General features: G+C 63.2%; 10 protein-coding genes and 3 pseudogenes. 10 read left to right on the plus strand and 3 right to left on the minus strand.

Features of this window, described 5'->3' with window-relative positions:
• Window positions 1–94 precede the first annotated feature (94 nt).
• Window positions 95–274: a hypothetical protein gene (locus tag DT057_RS13805; protein WP_128562682.1), complete on the plus strand. Its 180-nt coding sequence runs from the start codon at window positions 95–97 to the stop codon at window positions 272–274.
• 196 nt (window positions 275–470) lie between these two features.
• Here DT057_RS13805 and DT057_RS13815 read toward each other — a convergent pair whose 3' ends face one another.
• Both DT057_RS13815 and DT057_RS13820 read right to left on the minus strand, forming a co-directional pair.
• Window positions 471–1,979, minus strand: coding sequence for a serine hydrolase (locus DT057_RS13815; RefSeq protein WP_128562684.1), 1,509 nt, complete (start codon window positions 1,977–1,979; stop codon window positions 471–473).
• 494 nt (window positions 1,980–2,473) lie between these two features.
• Window positions 2,474–2,922, minus strand: a pseudogene (locus DT057_RS13820) (integrase core domain-containing protein); the annotation flags it as partial.
• A gap of 99 nt (window positions 2,923–3,021) precedes the next feature.
• On the opposite strand from DT057_RS13820, the pseudogene DT057_RS36805 reads away from it, so the two are divergent.
• Window positions 3,022–3,837 (plus strand): annotated as a pseudogene (locus tag DT057_RS36805) (IS701 family transposase); the annotation flags it as partial.
• 557 nt (window positions 3,838–4,394) lie between these two features.
• Here DT057_RS36805 and DT057_RS13830 read toward each other — a convergent pair.
• A pseudogene (locus tag DT057_RS13830) lies at window positions 4,395–4,991 on the minus strand (IS3 family transposase); the annotation flags it as partial.
• A 445-nt stretch (window positions 4,992–5,436) separates the two neighbouring features.
• Between DT057_RS13830 and tssH the strand changes: the two are divergent.
• The 8 genes from tssH (at window position 5,437) to tssC (ending at window position 18,336) form a co-directional block, all read left to right on the plus strand.
• Window positions 5,437–8,061 (plus strand): type VI secretion system ATPase TssH, encoded by a 2,625-nt coding sequence (gene tssH, locus DT057_RS13835; protein WP_128562685.1) that lies wholly within the window; start codon window positions 5,437–5,439, stop codon window positions 8,059–8,061.
• 129 nt (window positions 8,062–8,190) lie between these two features.
• Window positions 8,191–8,466 (plus strand): PAAR domain-containing protein, encoded by a 276-nt coding sequence (locus tag DT057_RS13840; RefSeq protein ID WP_338103508.1) that lies wholly within the window; start codon window positions 8,191–8,193, stop codon window positions 8,464–8,466.
• A 4-nt stretch (window positions 8,467–8,470) separates the two neighbouring features.
• Window positions 8,471–9,508, plus strand: a complete 1,038-nt coding sequence (locus DT057_RS13845; RefSeq protein WP_128562687.1) for a methyltransferase domain-containing protein — start codon at window positions 8,471–8,473, stop codon at window positions 9,506–9,508.
• A gap of 699 nt (window positions 9,509–10,207) precedes the next feature.
• Window positions 10,208–11,449: a type IVB secretion system protein IcmH/DotU gene (gene icmH / locus DT057_RS13850; RefSeq protein ID WP_162501400.1), complete on the plus strand. Its 1,242-nt coding sequence runs from the start codon at window positions 10,208–10,210 to the stop codon at window positions 11,447–11,449.
• Entirely contained in the window at window positions 11,446–14,925 is a 3,480-nt protein-coding gene (gene tssM, locus DT057_RS13855) for a type VI secretion system membrane subunit TssM (RefSeq protein ID WP_128562689.1), read from the plus strand. Before icmH ends, tssM begins: the two co-directional genes overlap by 4 nt.
• 213 nt (window positions 14,926–15,138) lie before the next feature.
• On the plus strand, window positions 15,139–16,266 hold the full coding sequence (gene tssA, locus DT057_RS13860; RefSeq protein WP_128562690.1) for a type VI secretion system protein TssA: 1,128 nt from the start codon (window positions 15,139–15,141) through the stop codon (window positions 16,264–16,266).
• 67 nt (window positions 16,267–16,333) lie between these two features.
• On the plus strand, window positions 16,334–16,846 hold the full coding sequence (tssB, locus tag DT057_RS13865; RefSeq protein ID WP_128562691.1) for a type VI secretion system contractile sheath small subunit: 513 nt from the start codon (window positions 16,334–16,336) through the stop codon (window positions 16,844–16,846).
• Complete coding sequence (tssC, locus tag DT057_RS13870; RefSeq protein ID WP_128562692.1) at window positions 16,846–18,336, plus strand: type VI secretion system contractile sheath large subunit; 1,491 nt, start codon at window positions 16,846–16,848, stop codon at window positions 18,334–18,336. The genes tssB and tssC overlap by 1 nt, the downstream gene beginning before the upstream one ends.
• Window positions 18,337–18,489 lie beyond the last annotated feature (153 nt).

Consider the following 18,489-nt stretch of genomic DNA (forward strand, 5'->3'; position numbering starts at 1 on the left):
ACTCTCGAGCGCGCGCCCGCAGGGTCCCTCAGGAGCCAGAACACGCACTCGGTAAAGACTCGTTGGCGACTTCTCGCCAAACGAGGACGCAACGATGCCTCTGAAGTTTTATGGCAGCTACAAGCGGCTCCGACAGATCGTGAGCCGGTGCGGCATCGAAGGCGTGTGGCGCTACATCGAGGCCAACGATCAGCATCAGTTCAAGGCCGCGACCGGGGAGCATCTGAACTGGTGGCCGAGTAGCAACCCGACCCTACCCGGCAACCGCCGATGACCACCTTGCGAGAGAGCCCGCCTGCTTCAGCATTGGGAAGGGCGCGCAGGAGGGCTTTCTCGCTCCGGTCGAACTACACCGCCGCCATCAGGGACACGACCTGTGGAAAGATGGGATATACGGGAAGTAGAATCGGGGCAGAGACTACGCGGTTGCGATTGTCAGGATGCTTCCCGCTGCCTAACAGGCCAAGTCGTCATGGCTTGCGAACGAAGGTGCCGTAATTTACACTGAACGCACCAGGTAAGCTTCTTCCTTCAATGCGCGTGGCGTGCTCGACATCAGTGTCGAAGCTGAAAGTGAGCAACCCCGGGGATGTGTCCGGGTTGGGAAAGTTTAGAAGGAATGTGTCGACTGACCAGTGCTTTAGCATGCCCGGCTTGCCCGCGAGGGTGATCGCTAGGTCGTTTCCATCGCGCCTGATATGGAGTGGACCGTAGAAGGCGTTCTCGTAGGTTCCCGCATAGGCTTCGAGAGGATGCGCGGCGGGAGCCGCGTCGCTGGGCGGCTTCGGAATATCAAGCAGGGCGTTCCAGGCGAATTGCTCGGACCGTATTTGCTCCTGCAGGTCCAGACCTGATCGGCCGACCTGCCGCTCTAAAAATTCCGCGCGCACAGCTTCGGGGAACACAGTCAGCTGCTTGTTGGCTAATACAGCGATGCCAACCTTCAGATCTGGGATTAGGGTGACAATGGTCCTAACTCCGTTCAGAGCTCCGTTTTTCTCGATAATCCGATAGCGTAGGAAGTGGTAGCTATCGCACCCGAGCCCTGCCGCGGCGTTCTTGTCCCGCAGTGGGCCGCTCGGGCCTTCGACCATGCTGGGAGCCATGATCTGCGCAACTGTGGCGCTCGCCAGTACTCGCCGGCCGTCGAATACTCCTTGGGCGAGCAGCATCTGCATCCAGCGCGCGATGTCTGCACCGGTCGATACGATGGCGCCAGCGCCGCTGAACGCGTCGACATCTTCGTAGGCCATCACAGTGCCGTCGCGGTCGTGCCCGGCGGCGCGATTGTCGTCCTCGAACAAGGTGGACCGCCCCGGACCACTTCGAGCCATTGCAAGCGGTTTGAAGATCGCGCTCAGCAGCAACGTGGAGGGTGTCAAGCCAGCGGCCGTAGCGGCAGCCTGCTGCCCAAGGAAGATGCCGTAGTTCGAATATGCCATTTCTGATCGGAACGAATGATCGAAGGGCAAGTGGCGGGCACGGAGGACGAGTTCAGCGGCGGTCAGGTCGAGTCCGGTCAGGAAATCGCCCGCATACGCAGGCAGACCAGTGCGATGAGCGAAGTAATCACGCAATGTCGCATTTTCAGTAGCATAGGGTATTGATAGAATGGTCTCCGGTGAGAATTCACGCACAGACTGATCCCACGAGACAATTCCGCGGTCGACAATCGTTCCCACCGCCGTGGCAGCTAAGAATTTGCTCATCGAGGCAATCTGAAATCGCGTATCTCCGTCGACAGGCGCCAAATTGCCTCGCTCGCGAACACCGTAACCTTTGATTGACATTACGCCCTTGGAATTCACAACGACAACGACAGCACCCGGCACGTCGAAGCTGAGGCGCGTCTCCTCAACGAAGCGTTCGAACGACTGGTCAACAGCGGGGTCACTGCGATCATGGTCCGTGGCACCAATCGAATGAGCGCAGTGAAGCAGGATCGCGCTGGCGCAGAACAAAAGCCTCAAACTAATCATGATATTACCCTATATTTCTGTAATCATCGCACAACATCAGCATGCGTAAGTCGCGCATCATCGGCGACGGGTGCTTGATGCAGAAAAACTGAAACAACTTAATTACCGCCACGAACTACTAGTTCGACGTCTCATGCCGCATAACCGTCCCGCAATCGAGGGGTAATTACCAATAAGCGCTCCAAGTTTGCCGGAACAGGCTGCCCATACCGCCCAGTAAGTTGGATAAATATCATGCACATACACCTACTATAACGTTATAATCATTGGCTAGTTTGGAGGGTTTATTGTCGCTTTTGTCGAGCTATGCCTGTCTAAAGTCTAGCTTCATGACGAGTTGCTGGGGTTAATGATGAGGTGGGTGGCGAGCGTCGCGGGAGTGTCTGATGCTGTCCCGAATACACGATGCGGACGTGACAGTCCTCAAGATCTTGGTCCGGTTGATGAGTGAGCCTCCGGGTCTCATGGAGCCGCCCCTCTTTATGCTCCAAGGCCTATGCAAAATCCCGGGCTGTGACAGCTTGGTCGGCGAAGGCTTTGGGCGTCAAGCTGCCCAAGGCTGTTTGAGGTCGGTCTTCGTTGTAGTGGCACCTCCATTCCTCGTGCGCGCGCTGGCTTCGGCCAGCGAGAAGAACCAGGAAGTGTTCAGGCACTCCGCCCGTAAGCAGCCGTTGATGGCTTCGATGTAGGCGTCGCCGGTCGGCTTGCCATTTCAGGGGAAGTCGATCTCGAATCCGGTCAGGTAGGCCTATTGATCGAATATGCGCCCGACAAATTTCGGCCCGTTATCCACCCGTAGGCTCTTCGGCCGATCTCGTTGCCGCATCAGCGCATCGAAGGCCTCCACGACCTGGAAAGCGCGGAACTTGGCTCTTGGTGTGAGCGAGAGCATCTCTGGAATGTGGCAGGCCACCACCGTCGGGATCTGGAACGGACGTCCGTCTAAGCTCGACTTTGGCCAATTGGGCGGGTCATTGAGGGTGTGAGGTGACGAAGCAGGCGTGGCGTTAGGCTGGTTGCGTCCCCGCCAAGAGACACCGCCATGCTGCCCCTGCCCACCCGCTTCTCCGGGATCATCCTGGCGTTCGCGCCGCTGTTCGTCCAACGCTCGTGGCGCCATGCTCAGCTTCTGCTGACCGGCGCGATCCTGACGCCAGGCCGCCGTACGGTGACGAGCGTCCTGCGCATCATGGGCCGTGCACAGGAGCGACGGTTCGTGAACGCCCACCGCATCCTCAACCGGGCAGCGTGGTGCCCGCGCAGCGGCAGCCGTATCCTGCTCGGGCTCCTCGTCGACGCGTTCGCGCAACGCGGCCCCGTGGTCCTGGGACTGGACGACACGATCGAGCGCCGCCGCGGCAAACGCATCGCCGCCAAGGGCATCTATCGTGATCCGGTTCGCTCCTCCGACAGCCATTTCGTCAAGGCGAGCGGGCTGCGCTGGATGAGCCTGATGGTGCTTGCCCCAATCCCCTGGGCAGGGCGCATCTGGGCGCTGCCGTTCCTGACCGCGCTGGTGCCGTCCGAGCGCGCCTGTCACGAACGGGGCCGTCGGCACAAACCGTTGCTCGACGTCGGGCGTCAACTCGCCCTCCAGGCGCGGCGCTGGCTGCCAGGCCGCGATCTCGTTGTGGTGGGCGACAGCGGCTTCTCCGCCCTGCTGTTCCTCGACGCGATGCGCCGCGCCCGCATCACGGCGATCACCCGCCTGCGGCTCGACGCAGCACTCTACGATCCCGCCCCGCCGCGGCCGCCCGGCACGATCGGACGCCCGCGGACCAAAGGTGCGCGGCTGCCTACGCTCGCCGTGACCCTCGTGGCCAAGGACACGCGCTGGCACGCGGTTGTGGTGCCGGGCTGGTACGGGGCGGGCGAGCGCACAATCGAGATCGCCTCGGGCACCGCGGTGTGGCGGCACGGCGGCTTGCCCGTCTGTGCCGATCCGTTGGGTGCTCATCCGCGATCCCGAGGCGCGCTTCCCGCCCCAGGCCCTGCTGTGCACCGATCCGACGCGCGAGCCCGCGCAGATCGTGGGGTGGTTCGTGCGGCGCTGGACCGTCGAGGTCACCTTCCAGGAGGTGCGCGCCCATCTCGGTGTCGAGACGCAGCGGCAGTGGACCAACACGGCGATTGCTCGCACCACGCCCTGCCTGCTCGCCCTGTTCTCGATCGTCACGCTGCTGGCTGCACGGCTCCCGGCCCGCCAACGACAACGGATCGCGGCCGCCGCGTGGTACCCCAAACCGCGTCCGACCTTCGCCGATGCTCTGGCCGCCGTGCGCTGTGCGATCTGGCGCGAGCGGACTTTGGCAACATCACCGCGTCGGCCCGCCCGAACAAAACCCCGCTTCCGTTTGCCCGCACCCTGGGCCTATGCCCTCTGCCACGCCGCATGAATGGCCAAAGTCGAGCTAAGAGACTGTCGGCCATGAAGCCCATTGCCCAGCCCTCGTTGGGATCACCGATCGCGGGCCGCGCTTGTCGGGAGTTCCAGGCCCGCTTGTACATGGCTAACTTGGGCCGAATCGACAGCCTCTTGTCGCGGTAGATCCGGTGGGTGCGATTGTGGTTCAAGGTCAAGCCCTCTCGTCGCAAAAGGATGTGCAGCCGCCGACAGCCGTAGCGCACGCGTGCGGCGGCCAACTCCTTCAGCCGCATGCGCAGCGCCACCTGCGAATTCAAGCGCTTGCGGTAGCGCTGGGGCGATCGCCCAAAGCCGCTGGACTGACAGGCCTGTCGTTCGCTGACGCCGTATGCCACCTGCGAGTGACCGGCGATGTTGCGGCGAACGGCGGGCCTCACCGCTTTCGCTTGATTACATCCTGCAGCATCGAGCGATCCATGGTCAAACCCGCGACCAAGAGCCTGAGCTTGCAGTTCTCGTTCCTCAATAGCTACAAGCGCCAGATCTCCAGCTTCCCTCTGCCGATGAGCTCCTTCTTCCAGCGATAGAAGATTGGCTCGGACACACCGGCATGGAAAAACTTCGTACACCGTCGCACCGGTCTCCATCTGCCGTAGAGCAGGGAAAATTTGTTCGTTCGTGAGGCGTTGCGAGGCATGGCCCCATCCTCCTTCAAGATTCAGGATGCCCGGAAAACTTGCGCTCAGCGCAGACCAGTTCGCTGTGGCTCGGCCCGTAACTTCGGCTCATGCCCACGACACGATGGACGAGCAAGCTGGCTTCGGCATCAAGGCAAGGGTTTGACAACGAAAGGTTTGCTGTGCACCCGGTTCTAAACTCGAACGGGCAGTTCACTCCGCCCGACATGGCACGAAATGCTCAACCATCTCGACAAGTCACCGCCAAAGGCTATCAGTGTGGCCGGCACGTTCCGTCTATGCTCGAGCCATCCTGCCTTAGGCCGGGATCCGCGCGACCGGGCGCTGAGTGTGAGCCTGAAACGTGAGATCCCGCTGGAACGAAGGCAGCCACGAGGCCACAGGGACCAATCACATGGTGTCGCTTGATCTGCGTCTACTCGTCCGTCGGCTGAACGACGTGTGCCGGCAGGAGCTTGAGGCGGCGGCTGGCCTTGCATTGACACGCACGCATTACAACGTTGAGATCGAGCACTGGCTACTCCGGCTCGTCGGGCATCCACGTTCGGACGTGGCGGCGGTGCTGGTGCAAGCCGACATCGATGCCGGCCGTCTAACCGCCGATCTCGACCACGTCCTCGACCGGCTGCGCAGTGGCAACGCCCGGCCGCCGGGCTTCGCGCCGGACTTGGTGGAACTCATGAAGCAGGCTTGGCTCGTAGCTTCGGTCAACACCGGCGCTGCCGCCATCCGCTCCGGCCACTTGCTCTTAGCCATGTTGGCCGACGAGATGCTGGCCCGGCGCATCAGCGAAATTTCGGGCGAGTTCCGCCGCCTCTCTGCCGAGAGCCTCAAGCGGGACTTCACCGTGCTCACGGCGGCGAGCGACGAAGCCGCCACAACGGCGCAGAGCAGCGCTACCGAGCTGGACGGGGCCGCCCCCTCTCAGTCTAACCATGCCCTCGAGCAGTTCACTGTTGACCTTACCGATCAGGCCCGCAAAGGAGTAATAGATCCAATCCTCGGCCGCGACGACGAGATCCGGCAATGCATCGACATCCTGATCCGGCGGCGTCAGAACAATCCGATTCTCGCCGGAGAGGCTGGCGTCGGCAAGACCGCCGTAGCCGAGGGCTTTGCGCAACGCATCGCCGCTGGCGACGTGCCGCCGTCCCTGAAAGACGTCACTCTACGCTCCCTCGACCTCGGCCTGCTACAGGCCGGTGCCAGCATGAAAGGCGAGTTCGAGCGTCGCCTGCGCGAGGTGATCGACGCCGTAAAGGCATCGCCAAAACCGGTAATCTTGTTCATCGATGAGGCGCACACTCTGGTCGGGGCGGGTGGCGCCGCTGGCCAAGGTGATGCCGCCAATCTGCTCAAACCAGCCCTCGCTCGCGGCGAACTGCGCACTGTTGCAGCTACCACTTGGGCCGAGTACAAAAAGTACTTCGAGCGCGACGCGGCATTGGCACGTCGCTTCCAAGTGGTTAAGATCGAAGAGCCGTCTGAGCCTGCCGCGATCGCGATGATGCGTGGCCTCGTCGCCACCCTAGAACGCTACCACAAAGTGCGAATTCTCGACGAGGCCGTAGTGGCCTCGGTGCGGCTCGCTGCCCGCTTCATCCCCTCACGCCAGTTACCCGACAAGTCGGTCTCCTTGCTTGACACAGCGTGTGCCCGCGTGGCTGTGAGCCAGTCGACGCTTCCCGGCGCGATTGAGGATCGCCAGCGTCGGCTCGACATGATCGACACGGAATCCACAATGCTCTCCCGCGAGGCATTAACCGGCGGAGAGAGCGCAACGCGCCTTGCCACGCTGGCCGAAGAGCGCGCCGCCCTTGCCGACGAACTCCGCGACCTAACGGCGCGCTGGGAGCAGGAAAAAGCTTTGATCGCCCGCCTCGACATTCTACGGGCGGAAATCGAGGCGGCGGACTCAAACAGCCCGGCAGCGGAAGAACAGACGGAGTTCATGTCCGTTTCGGCGGACCTGAAAGCGCTTCAAGGTGAAGCGCCGCTGGTGTTTCCGCTCGTCGACGCCCAGGCGATTGCTGAGGTGGTCAAGAACTGGACAGGTATTCCCACCGGACGCATGCAATCAACCCAGATTCGCTCGGTCCTGGCACTGCAGGCGGCGATGGCGGAGCGCATCATTGGCCAGAGCCACGCTATTGACGCTGTGGCGCAAGCGATCGTTACCTCGCGGGCCGGTCTGACTGATCCGCGCAAACCGCTCGGCGTATTCCTGATGGTCGGCCCCTCTGGCGTCGGAAAGACCGAAACCGCCCTGACTCTTGCAAACCTGCTTTATGGCGGCGAACAAAACCTCACTACTATCACGATGACTGAGTTCAAGGAGGAGCACAAGGTTAGCCTGCTTATGGGTAGCCCGCCTGGCTATGTTGGGTATGGCGAGGGCGGCATCTTGACCGAGGCGGTTCGGCGGCGGCCTTACAGCGTGATTCTGCTAGACGAGATGGAAAAAGCCCATCCCGGCGTCCAGGACGTGTTTTACCAGGTGTTCGACAAAGGTCAGATGAAGGACGGCGAAGGCCGCGACATCGACTTCAAGAATACGGTCATTATCATGACGTCGAACGCTGCCGCAGACTTGATCACCAAGCTCTGCGCGGACCCCGAGACGATGCCGGACCCAGCTGCCTTGGAGCATGCCCTGCGGCCGGAGCTCGGAAAATTCTTCAAGGATGCGTTCCTCGGCCGAGTCACCTTGGTGCCGTATATACCGCTCAGCGATGAGACCCTGCGCCGAATCGTCGTGCTGCAGCTACAGCGTGTCCGTAATCGGGTCGCCGAGACCCACAAAGCGGTGTTCGATTATGCTCCGGACCTCGTCGAGACCATCACTAGCCGCTGCACCGAGAGCGCGTCCGGTGCCCGCAACGTAGAGAACATCCTGTCGCGCACCCTGTTGCCGGAACTGTCGGTTCGCGTCCTCGAACATCTCGCCCGTGGGGAACCGATCCAGCGCATCTACGCCACCGTTGGTACCGATGGAGGCTTCGTATATGAGGTGAGCTGATCTCGCCGACTGGAGCCCTCCATGCCGCCCGCCGCTCGCATCGGGGATAATGTGCTGCAAGCGACACCGCATTGTCATGCGCCGATTCACCCGGCTGCTCCAGTGCCGACGCCCGTCCCTCACCCAGCGATGCCGCTCGCCATCATCAAGGGCTGTCCGACGGTGCTGATCGGCAAGATGCCGGCGGCGCGGGTGACAGACACCACAGTGCCTTGCGTCCTCGCCGGTTGTATCCCGGCGGGGCCGGGCATGATCGCGAAAGGCTCGGCTACAGTGCTGATTGGCAAGATGCCGGCGGCACGCGTCGGCGACAACACCTTGCATGCGAGTTGCGTCGCGCCGATCCCGAGTCCGTCCGGCGAAATTCTGCCGCCGGGCTGTATCACCGTGATCATTGGCGGGTGACGCGATGCGCCGCCTGCATTTCGATGCTTTGAAGCCGGCCTGTCCGACTTGCCGCCGGGCGCTTCTAGCCTTGGAGCCGGGGGCAGAGAGCGCAGACGACACGATCCGCTCGGGGCTGCTTCGCTGTCAAGACAATGCCTGTGGCGAGCGTTTCCCTATCATCGCGGGCACCCCGGTGTTGGTGCCCAACCTCGCTGGATGGCTGTCAGCAAATCTCCACCTCATGTTAGAGAGCGACATCGATGTCGCGGTGGTGGAGTCTGTGGTCGGCGCCGTGGTCGGGCCAGAATCTGCCTACAATATCGCGCGGCAGCAGCAATCGAGCTACGCTCACGATCATTATGGCGACCTCTTCGAGGCGGACCCCGACGCCGGAACGGTGTCGCCCGGTGGAGTGCGGCGCTGCCTGGATCGAGCACTTCGGCACCTCGGCCCTGTGCGCGGCCCAGTCCTCGATGTCGGCTGCGCCGTCGGACGCACCAGCTTCGACATAGCGGCAGCGTGCGATGGACCCGTGTTAGGAGTTGATCTGAACTGGCCCCTCCTGCGCATCGGCCGTGGCGTGCTGGACCGCGGCCTGCTGCGCTACCCTCTCCGACGCCTCGGCAATCGGTATGACCGCCGGGACACACACTTCTCGCCCCCAGAGGGCGCCCGAGTGGATTTCTGGGTCATCGACGCCCAAGCCCTCCCGTTCGCCGACAATACGTTTGATCTCGTCGTGGCGCTCAACGTGCTCGACTGCGTGCCCGACCCTACGCAGCTCGTCGTCGAGATCAGCCGGGTCGCGGCGCCAGGTGGCGGTGTCGCCCTCGCAGCCCCCCTCGACTGGGCGCCTCATGCGACCCCCTATCCCGCTTGGCTCGACAGCCCGGCCGCCTTCGAGAACATGGTGGCACGGGCTTCGCGCGCAGCGCCCGGCGCCAAGCCGCTGACGCCGCTCGCACCGGCCTTCAACCTCCCTTGGGCCGTGCGCCTGCACGACAATGCCACTGTTACCTACAAGACGCAGTTGCTGACGCTTACAGCTGCTGAGACCTGATCGTACCAACTCGGCAAGGAGTCTGTTTTCCTCGCCTGCGAGGCGATTGCGCGACGTGGTTAGCGAGTCCTGCCGAAGCGTAAACGCTTGTGTGATCTAGCGTTTTGGCCGCACGCCTACGAGACGCGCGATGTCCATCGGGTCGCAGCCGAAGCGCCGCCATGCCGCATGGCCGGATAACATCACGAATCGACGGGGACTGGATGATAGAGAATTGCCACGCATCGCAGCAACATCTACACTCTCAGAAATGGTGGGCAGGAGTACGCAGCGTGGGCTGCATGAGTCGGCAAGACAGCCTCGTGACTCCGATCAGGGTTATTCCCTGATGATCGGCATGACTCACATCTGAGACGTGGGTTGTGTTCGGTTGGAGACACATGGCGCGATGCGGATGCCTGGTGGCGGCTGGGCCAGGGTGTCAGCCGATGACCTCGTCCGGCTAGGGGATGAGTTATGGCCTCAAGCACCGCAGCGGCCGATAGTGACGCCACGATATTTTCGCCGGGGAGCCAGGCCGTCCCGTCTCCACGGTCCAAGCCTGCCGCGAGCGATACGGCGCGCTTCTCTCCTGTCTCCGAAACGGGCCCGAGTCCGCTGCGACCGCCGCCGCGTTCGACACCAGCGGTCGAATTGCCTCGCCGGGCTAGTCCCGACATGGCGCGGGCCGCTCCTCAAATATCTGAGCGCAGTGGCGCCTTGCCGGCGGTCTTCGACGTCTACAGCGACAACATCGGACTCGCCCTGGCGGCGCCGATCTTCGATTGGTTGTTCCGCATCCAATACGAGCCGCAGATGGACGTCGAGGCCCTGCACCAGGATCTCGTCTCGCAGCTCAAAAGCTATGAGGTTCAGGCGGCGCATCGAGGCCTGACGCCGGTCAATATCCGAGTTCTGCTATACGGACTTGCTGCCACCGTAGATGACATAGTGCTCAAGACCGCTTGGGGTGCCGACAGCCCATGGGCTCACAAGAGCATGATCTCGATGTTCTTTCGCGAGACATGGGGCGGTGAGCGGTTCTACGTCCTTCTGAGCCGCATGATGAGCACGCCGCGCTCGTTCGCTCAGGAAATTGAACTCTATTATCATTGCCTGCAGTTCGGCTTCGAGGGGCGCTACCGATTGGAACCGCAGGGGACCGCGGAACTTTCGCGCATTCGCGAGGAGTTGTACCTGTTCCTGCGCGAACTTCGCGGCGATCCGCCATCCGAGCTGTCGCCATCGTGGCGCGGCCTCGTAGTGCAGAGCAGCCGCATCCGGGACCTGATGCCGTATTGGCTCGCGGGCCTCGGCATTGTGCTCGCCGCCGCCTGCATCTACATCGTCCTGAACACTCTCCTCCACCGTAACGCTTCCGTGGCGGTGGGCGAAGTCGAGGCATTGACACGGACGCCGCTCGCGCCTGCCCCGCAGCCGCCCCCGCCCCCGATCGTGCGGGTGATCGCGCCCTCGGCTCCGTCCCCTCCGCCGCCTAGCATCAGGAGCCTCCTCGCAGCCCAGGAGCGGGCCGGCCTCCTGACTGTCTCCGGGCGCAATGGCGCGACGGTCATCACCACGACGCGCGAATTGTTCACTTCAGGTTCGGTCACCCTGCGCGACCCCTATCCCGAGACGCTCAAGGCTGTCGCTCAGGCACTCGAGTCCAGTCCCGGAACCGTGCACGTTGTCGGCTACACCGACAACGTGCCGATCCGCACGCCTGCCTACCCAGATAATGTCAGCCTGTCGAAGGCCCGCGCGAAGGTAGTGGCCGATCTGATCGCGGCGGACCTGAAGGATCCGGGCCGCGTCACCTCAACCGGCCTCGGCTCGGCGGACCCGCTCGAGTCGAATGGCACGTCGCAAGGCCGGCAAGCCAACCGGCGGGTCGAGATCACGCTAACGCCGCCAGCCCCGTCCCAGGCACCCGCCTCCCCTGCGCTCCGAGCCGCACCATGAGCCGCCTGAAGCCGTTCACCGCCTTCTGGCCCTGGCTGGTTTTAGCTGTCGTCTGTCTCGGCCTTGCGGCGGCAGCGTGGTTTCTCGGCGCGACCCTGAGGATTGCCGGTCAGCCGATGCTCCAGGACACAGCCTTGCGGCTGTTCGTGACGCTGGTAATCCTGCTGCTCGGGGTCATTGCGGCGCTGGCGCTGCTGCTGCGACGTCCAACGGCCGGACCGGCGGTCGCTGAAGCGTCGGTCTCCGACGAGTACGGCCGCCAGAGCCAGATGCTCGACCGGGCAATGCAGCGGCTCATGCTGATGCTTCGCCAGATGCGCGGTGCCAGCTGGCGCGACCGCTCCTACGCCTACGCCCTCCCGTGGTACCTCGTCGCTGGACCGACCGGCGCCGGCAAGACTTCGCTGATCCAAGCGTCCGGCCTACGCTTCGGCGGTGCCGACCGGCGTGGGAACGTCGTGGCCGGCCCCGCCTATACGCTCTCGCTGTCCGACCGGGCGGTGTTCGTTGACAGCGCCGGCGCTCTTGGCAGCCAGCTTGACCGGCGCATCTGGCGCTACTTTCTCGGCCTGCTCAAACGCGCGCGACAGCAGCAGCCGGCCAACGGCGTGATCCTGACGCTCAGCCTGCCGGAGTTCCGCGCTGCCGCCCACGGGCAGGCGGTGACCATGGGTGGCGACATCCGCCAGCAGCTCGGCGAGATGGTGGCACATCTCGGTGTCCGGCTTCCAGTCTACATCGTGTTTACGAAGCTCGATGAGCTACCAGGCTTCCGTACTTTCTTCAGCGGCGCATCGGCGTTCCCCCGTGACGGCGTCCTCGGCCTCACCCTACCGCTTCTCGACGGCTCGCGCGACGGTGCCGACCCCGACGACGTGGCGAGCCTTGTCAGCCGCGGTTTCGACGAACTGGTGCATTGGCATACGCCGCGCACGCTGGAGCGGGTGAACGCGGAGGCCCAGGCAGCGGCTCGGTTCGACGCCTTCATGTTTCTGCCGGAATTCGCTGCCCTCAAAACCAAGCTGACCGATTTCGTCGCCGAAGTGTTCCGCCCGAGCCAGTTCGAGGAGACGCTGCTCCTGCGAGGAGTCTATTTTACCAGCGCCCGCCCCGATGCCGGGCGTCTGGCACTGGCCCGGACGCCCCTCGAGCCGGGTGCGCCGGCCGAAGTTCCGATGCCGGAATCCGGCATGTTCATCCGCGACCTGCTCGAGAAGGTAATCCTGCCCGAAGCCGGGCTGGCCGGGCTCAATGCGAAGGAGCGCCGAACTGCCCTGGTCACCCGCACCGGCCTGCTCGGGGCCGCCGCGGTAGTGGCGGTCGTGATGGTAGCCTGGTGGGCCGTCAGCTTCCTCGGCAACGCTCGGTTGATCGATGCAGTCCGAGCTCAGGCGGTCCAGGCCCGCTCCGACCTATCCCTCGCTGCCGACACGACCGGGCGCCCGAACCAGCCGGTTGACCTCCTGGCGACGCTGGCGGCGATGAACAGCCTCCAGGCCCTGCCGACTGGCTGGGACGCTCATGACGCTGCAGTGCCGCTCGAGGAGCAGGGCGGCCTCTCCCAGCGCGGTCGGCTCGCCCGAGCGGCCCACGGCGAGTACGTTAGGGCACTGCGGCAAATTCTGCTGCCGCGACTTGTTCAATTGCTGGAAGAGCAAATCCGCACAAGCCTGCGCGATCCGAACGAACTGTATGGCGCATTGATGATCTACGTCATGCTCGGTGGCGAGCACGCGATCGAGGACGACGTGGTAATCGGCTGGATCGACCAGCTTTGCGGGCAGCTCTATCCCGGCGTGGCGAATGGCCAAGTCTGTCCAGATCTTCACGGTCAAGTGCAGAATCTCCTGAAGGTCGGGTTCGATCCTCCTCCGCTGAACCAGGCCCTCCTGACCCAGGCGCGTACCTCGCTCAACGTCTTGTCGCCAGCCCTGCGCGGCATGGCTCTGCTCAAGGCGGCCAGCGACATGACAGCTCTGCCGCCATGGCAGCTGACCGCGGTCACCGGGCCGCTCGCCTCCTACGCGATGGTACGCCGCTCCGGCCAGCCATTGGCCGAGACGATCCCGGGCATCTACACCCGCGCAGCTTTTCCGGCAGTGCTGACCAAAATCGGTCAGGTTGCCAAACGTGTCATCCGTGAGGATTGGGTCCGCTACCCGAATGCCGACCGCAGCCGGACCCCGATCCTCGTCGAGAACTTGCGCAAGGAGATGATCGATCTCTTCGTCGGCGAGTACGTCTCGCGCTGGGAGACTCAGCTCAACGACATCGATATCGCGCCGTTCTCTAGTTTCCCCTCCGAGTTCGGGGTGCTCCAGACCCTGTCGGGACCGCCCTCGCCCTACGTCGCGTTCCTGCAATCGGTGGCACAGAACACCGTCCTCACCGGTCCGCTGCCTGGTGGAGACCAAACGCCCAGTGGGGTCAAGCAGGAGGTCAGTTCGATCACTGAGGAAATGGCAGCGCCGGCCCAGGCGGTCACCGGTCAGTTCGCCGTACTGCACCGCTTCGTTGCCGGCGCGCCGAGCGCCCTCGATGGGCTCATGCTCCAGCTCAACCAGCTCCGGGCCATGATCGGCCCGGTGGCGAGCGCCGGCGGGGCAGTTCCGGCGCTCGCCACCGAGATGACTGCGACCCCGGCTTTCACCCAGACCCTAGGCCAGATCCAGCTCAGCGGCATGAGCGCTCCCCCCCCGGTCTCGGATTCGGTGCTCACCGTAGTGCGTCGGACTTCGGCCATCGCTAATACGAGTGTGCGGACCGACCTCAACGCAGCCTGGAAGGCTCAGGTGCTGCCATTCTGCCAAGCGGCGATCGCCAACCGCTATCCATTCAGCGGGTCGGCGACCGACGTTGCCGTCGCCGACTTCACCCGGATGTTCGCCCCGGGCGGACTGCTCGACCAATTCTTTACCCGTCAGCTCAAACCCTTCGTCGACACTAGCGCTAGCCCTTGGAAGCTGTTGGCCAATGCTGGCGCGCGCCCGGACGTCACGCCCCAGGCCCTTCGCCTGTTCGAGCAAGCAAACCGAATCCGAACCGTGTTCTTCCCTGGTGGGGCAACGGCACCCTTGGTCTCGTTCGCGGTCACGCCCCTCGACCTTGATCCTGGCGCAATGCGAGTGACGCTCGACATTGATGGCCAGTCACTTACCTACCAGTATGGACCCCAGCAGAGCGTCGCCATGCAGTGGCCCGGCACGAGCGCCGGGGTCCGGGTCGGCTTCGGTGCAAATGAACCGGGCGAGCCGTCTTTCGTCACCGTCAACGGCTCGTGGGCACTGTTCCGCTTCCTCGGGACCCGTTCGCTGCGGCGAACAGCCGGCAACACGTTCAGCTTCGCCTTTCATCTTGGTGCCCGAACGGCGAGCTTCTCGCTCCAGCCGACGACGGTGGACAACCCGTTCAACCAGAATGCAACTGCCGGATTCCGGTGCCTGCCGTCCCTCGTGTCCGGCTCATCCTCGTCATGACATTGTTTCACCCGATCGGAGGTGCTGGGATCTATGCGAAACTCAAACACTCGCTTAGTTGTCCATTTATATATGCGACCTACAGGTCGGGCGCGCGTCTCGACCGTTTCTTGACCGACAATCCGCTCTCTCCAACAATTGCGGGGGCTTGGGCGCAATGCCGTGTTCCAGCGCCGGACGGCAACCCGCCCACCCGCCGATGACCAGCTTCTGATGATCAGCCCGCCGACCCTCGATCCACAAACTCTCCTTGGCCCATTTGGGGGCGAGCATTCGGCTGGACGCGATCCGCGCTCGGACATGTCACCGTCGTCGCGCTTCCTGCAGATGAAGGATGCCCGAACGAGCGCGCGCCGGAAGGAGCGTGCTCTTGATGTCGACGCGGACGCTACACTGCCGACTGATGAATGGTCGGAAGTTGCGGAGAGCGCGTGTATAATCCTGTCCGAGGAGGGTAAGGACCTCGAAGTCGCGGCCTGGCTTGTCGAGGCTCTGTTACGGCTTGACGGCGTGCCCGGCTTGTTCACCGGGCTGAAGGTGGCCCAGGGCCTCGTCGAGCGCTTTTGGGACGAAATTCATCCGCTTCCTGACGAGGAGGGCAATGAGCCGCGCCTGTCGCCCTTCATCGCCCTCAATGGGAGCGGCAGCGACGGCACGTTAACCCAGGCCCTCCGCAAAATCCCGCTCACCGCGGGCGCCGGCTACGCCCTGTGGCAATACGAGCAGGCGCGGGACATCGAGACCCTGAGCGACACCGGCAAGCGCGAGGCCCGCCTCGCAGATGGTGGGCTGAGCATGGAAAAGCTCCTAGAGGCGATGCGGGAAACACCTGCCGCCTTCTATGCCAACCTGCTCGACGACGTCGCCGAGGCGCGGCGCTCCCTCGACGCCCTCTCGGAAGCGTTCGCGATCCGCGTCGGCCGCGATGCGCCGCCGGCTGGCGGCCTGCGGGCGATTCTCCAGGAGGTCGAGGACGCCGTGCGCGTCATCGCGGCAGACAAGCTGCTTCAGGTGAGGACCGATCCGCTATCGAACAACGCCGCGGAACCGCCGGTGGCCGGCGACGCGGCCGCTGACGGCGAAGAGGGATCCGCGCCGGCTAGGTCCATGCCTGACGGCAGGCCCCTCGGACGTGAGGACGCGTTTCGCCAGTTACTGCACATCGCGTCTTACTTCCGTGAGACTGAACCGCATTCGCCAATCTCCTACTCGCTCGAGGAGGTCGTTCGCCGCGGCCGACTGCCGTTGCCTCAGCTTCTCGACGAGTTAATCATGGACAACGATGCCCGTCGATTTTTCTTTATTGCTTCGGGCGTAAAGCCGAAGGAGGAAGTAGGATGAGGTGGCCAATTTACGGCCATCACCCGCATAAATTTACCGAGGCCAATCGAAACAGAGGCGCTGACCCATGCCGAGCATTCACGATAAGTTGAGTCGCGTGCGCAAGCCGCGCGTCCATATCACCTATGACGTCGAGACAGAGGGCGCCGTCGTCCAGAAGGAACTGCCTTTCGTGGTCGGTGTGCTCGGCGACTTCTCGGCCGATCCGAGCGAGCCGCTCAAGCCACTCAACGACCGCAAGTTCATCCAAATCGACCGCGACAACTTCGATCAAGTCCTGGCCCGGATGACTCCTGGCCTGAAGATGAAGGTCAACAACACTCTGGCCGACGACGGCAGCCAGATGTCGGTTGAACTCGCGTTCAAGTCGATGGCCGATTTCGAGCCGGCCGCCATTGTCGAGCGCGTCGAGCCGTTGCGCAAACTGATGGAGGCTCGCAACCAGCTTCGCGACCTGCTGTCGAAAGCCGATAGGTCGGAGAACCTGGAGAGCCTGCTCGAACAGATCCTATCGAACGAAACCGACCTGAAGTCGCTGGGCGAGCAGCTCGGCGTCGGCAAGGAAGAGGGCGCCCACTGATGAGCACGCAAGCCGCGTCTGCCACCGCCGCCGAGGCGCAAGCCGGCACTGCCGAGCTGTCGTTTCTCGACCAAGCCATCGCCGCCACCAAGCAGACCGATCCCGACCGGACGACCGAGCTGTTGCGGACCCTTACCCGGGAGGCACTGTCAGGCACCGTCACATATTCCAAGAATCTCACTCAGACAATTAACGCCGCGATCAAAAGCATCGACGAGAAGCTGTCGATCCAGCTCAATGCGATCATTCATAACCCCGATTTCCAGAAGCTGGAAGGCACCTGGCGGGGATTGAATTACCTGGTGATGAACTCGGAGACCGGCACCAGCCTGCGGATCCGGGTACTCAACTGCACGAAGCGCGAGCTCTATAAGAGCCTGACCAAGGCTTCGGAGTTCGACCAGAGCACGGTTTTCAAGAAGATCTATGAGTCGGAATTCGGCAGTGCCGGCGGCGAACCCTATGGCTGCCTCATTGGTGATTACGAGTTCACCAATCACCCGGAGGACATCGAACTGCTGAGCCAAATGTCAAGCGTGGCGGCAGCAGCCTTCGCGCCGTTCATCGCCGCGGCAGGCCCGAAGCTGTTTGGCTTCGACGACTACACCGAGCTGTCCAAACCTCGCGATCTAGAAAAGATCTTCGACACCATCGAATACGCCAAGTGGCGCAGCTTCCGTGATTCGGAGGACAGCCGCTTCGTCACACTGGCGTTACCGCGCACCCTAGCGCGCCTCCCTTACGGCGCCGCGACCAAGCCAGTCGAGGAATTTGCCTACGAGGAAGGAAACATCCAGAACGACGTCGCCCATGGCATGAACCATGACGAATACTGCTGGATGAATTCGGCCTACGTGCTTGGAGCCCGTCTCACGGATGCCTTTGCTCAGCACGGCTGGTGCACCGCGATCCGCGGCGCTGAGGGCGGCGGTAAAGTCGAGAACTTGCCGAGCCACGTCTTCGTCTCCGACGATGGCGACACCGATCAGCAATGCCCGACCGAGATTGGCATCACCGATCGCCGCGAGGCGGAACTTTCGAAGCTCGGTTTCCTGCCGCTGTGTCATTACAAGGGCACCGACTACGCAGTGTTCTTCGGTGCGCAGACCACGCAGAAACCGAAGAAGTACGACCGCCCCGAGGCGACCGCCAACGCTGCAATTTCGGCGCGACTGCCATACATGATGGCGACGGCCCGCTTTGCTCACTTCCTCAAAATCATGGCCCGCGACAAAATCGGCTCCTTTATGGAGGCGAAGGATTGTGAGGCCTGGCTCAATCGCTGGATCATCAACTACGTCAACGGAAATCCGGATGCTGGCCAGGACATGAAGGCCAAGTATCCGCTCGCCGAGGCGAAGGTCGAAGTCCGCGAGATCCCCGGCCGCCCGGGCTCGTACAACGCTGTGGCATGGCTGCGGCCGTGGCTGCAACTCGAGGAGCTCACGACCTCGATGCGAATGGTCGCACGCATTCCGAGTGCCTCGTAGCCTCGGTCGCCCGCATGGCCGGCCCGTCTTCGCCGCTCACGCGGTACATACGGGCCGGCGCTCCAGTTCCGGGAGGGCCCGGTGCTCTGCACGGCGCGCCGAAGGCAGGCTGCGCCCCCAGGCGCCTCCCCTTCTGCCGCATCGGCCCGCAAA

Origin of the sequence: Methylobacterium crusticola (assembly GCF_003574465.1) — a bacterium.
Lineage (GTDB): Bacteria > Pseudomonadota > Alphaproteobacteria > Rhizobiales > Beijerinckiaceae > Methylobacterium > Methylobacterium crusticola.